Here is a 2327-nt window from a genome sequence, read left to right on the forward strand (position 1 = left end):
CGGTCGAAGGGCTCGGTGGGCACCAGTTGGCGGCGCAACGGCTCGACCGGCAGCTCCACCCCGGCGAGCTTGGCCACCTGCGCCGCCCACGCCCCGGCGGCGTTCACCACAGTGCGAGTGGCCACCGGGCCGCGCGAGGTCTGCACTGCGCCGATACCGTGTCCGTCCAGGGAGATCGCCGTAACCTCGGTATCGCGCCATACTTGCGCGCCGTGCTCGACCGCGGCCTGGGTGAAGCCGACCATGGCGCTGTAGGGGTCCACAAATCCATCGGTCTCGCAGAAGCTGCCGCCCACGATGTCGTCGGCGCGCAGTTGCGGGTAGAGAGCGCGGATCTCGTCGGCGGTCACCAGGCGTACACCCGTCAGCCCCAGTTCGACCTGCTTCTGGAAATTGGTGCGCAGGTAGTTCATCTGCGCCTCGCTGGTGGCGCAGAAAAGGTATCCCTGGGGACGGTAGCCCGAAGGATGTCCCATGCGCTCCTCGAACGAAGCGTAGAAGGGGATGGAGTACAGCGACATGCGGATGTTGACTGGGGTGGAGAACTGGGCGCGGACGCCGCCCATGCTCTTGCCGGTGGAGCCTTTGCCCTGATGGGTCTCGCGCTCGACGATGAGCACGTTGCGGCAGCCGGCCGCGGTCAGGTGCCAGGCGACACTGGCGCCCACGATGCCGCCGCCGACGATCACAACTTCCGCAGTCTGCATCGCCGAGCATTGTAGCCCCAGGGCAGATTTTGTGTAGCGCAGGCCGGAGAAGCGCGCTAGGCTGCGGCATTCTTCATGGCACAGGCGAAGCAGTCGCGGCTCGGATACATCGACTGGATGCGGGGGCTGGCGTGCGTGCTCATGTTCCAGACCCACGCCTACGATTCCTGGCTGGGCGGCAGCGCGCGCAAGACCACCTTCTTCATGTGGTCGCAACTGGGCGGGACACTGCCCGCGCCGCTGTTCCTCTTCCTGGCCGGCATCTCGTTCGCGCTGGTGACCGGCCGGATGCGGCAGAAGGGTACGGCCGACAACCAGATCGCCCGCACCACCATCCTGCGCGGCGCGGAGATCTTCGCCCTGGGACTTGGCTTCCGCCTGCAGGAGTACCTGATCGCATTCCCCTGGGCGCCGTGGACCGACCTGCTGCGCGTGGACATCCTGAACACCATCGGCCTCTCCATGATGCTGATGGGCGTGTTCTGCCGGCTGACCGCAGCGCTCGTTGAACGGTTCCGTGTCGTAGCTGCTGCGCTGGTCGCGCTGGCCATCTCCTTACTGACCCCGCCGCTGTGGACCACCTGGCGGCCCGACTGGCTGCCCTGGCCGCTGGAGTCCTACATCAACGGCGTGCACAACCTGAAAGAGCCGCAGTCCTGGCTGTTCCCCGTCTTTCCCTGGGCGGCGTTCGCTTTCGCCGGACTGGCGGTCGGCTCCATTCTCTTCAGCGATTGGACGAAACGGCGCGAAGTCGTGACCTTCGCGCTCTTCGGCGCGGGCGGAGCTGTGCTCGTCGTGCTGGCGCGCTGGCTCGACGCCCGGCCGGAGAAGATCTACGCGGTTTACGACTTCTGGCACACCAGTCCGGCTTTCTATCTCATCCGCGTCGGCGTGCTGCTCATCATCCTGTGTGGGACTTACGCCTGGTGCCGCTGGGGCGCGGGACAATGGGGCTTCAGCCCGCTCATCCAGTTGGGGCAGACATCGCTGCTGGTGTACTGGGTGCACATCGAGTTCGTGTACGGAAGATTCTCCATCGTCCCCAAGCGGGCGATCGGCATCGGCGCGGCATCGCTGGGATTGCTGACTATCACCCTCGCCATGCTGCTGCTGTCGCTGGCGCGGACGCGGATGAAGGAGCGCAAGCTCGAAGTCGGGAGGCTGGCGGCCAGGCAGGCGGCGCAGTAGAATTCGGTTCCCTCGGGGATACGGCCAGGAGGGGCGCATGATCGCATCGCAGCTCAAGGCGGGCATGGCGGTCCGGGTCGAGGGCCAGGTGTACAAGGTCCTGGAAGTCGAATCCAAGGCAGGCGCCGGGCAGATGGGCGGCGTGGTCAAGACCAAGCTGCGCAACGTGGAGAGCGGGCGCCTGTGGGAGCCGCACTTCCGCCCCGACGTCCGCGTCGAGGAACTCGAGGTCGACCGCCAGATCATGGAATTCCTCTACCGCGACGGCGACAACTGCTGCTTCATGAATCCCGTGAGCTTCGAGCAGGTGGAGGTGCCGCGCGCCGCCCTCGGCCCCGGGGAGAACTTCCTGCAGGAAGGGACCAAGGTGCCGGTGGAATTCTTTGGAGGCCGTCCCATCAGCCTGGTGTTGCCGGAGGTAGTGGAGATGCG

General features: G+C 66.2%; 3 protein-coding genes. 2 read left to right on the forward strand and 1 reads right to left on the reverse strand.

What is annotated here, in order from left to right:
• On the reverse strand, positions 1-707 hold a 707-nt coding region (locus VMS96_02760; GenBank protein ID HVP42322.1), incomplete at its 3' end, for an FAD-dependent oxidoreductase.
• 75 nt (positions 708-782) lie between these two features.
• Between VMS96_02760 and VMS96_02765 the strand changes: the two genes are divergently transcribed.
• Positions 783-1895, forward strand: a complete 1113-nt coding sequence (locus VMS96_02765; GenBank protein ID HVP42323.1) for a heparan-alpha-glucosaminide N-acetyltransferase domain-containing protein — start codon at positions 783-785, stop codon at positions 1893-1895.
• A 37-nt stretch (positions 1896-1932) separates the two neighbouring features.
• The coding region (locus tag VMS96_02770; protein HVP42324.1) for a hypothetical protein at positions 1933-2327 on the forward strand (395 nt) is incomplete at its 3' end.

This window comes from Terriglobales bacterium, assembly GCA_035543055.1.
Taxonomy (GTDB): Bacteria; Acidobacteriota; Terriglobia; order Terriglobales; family Acidobacteriaceae; genus JAIQFD01.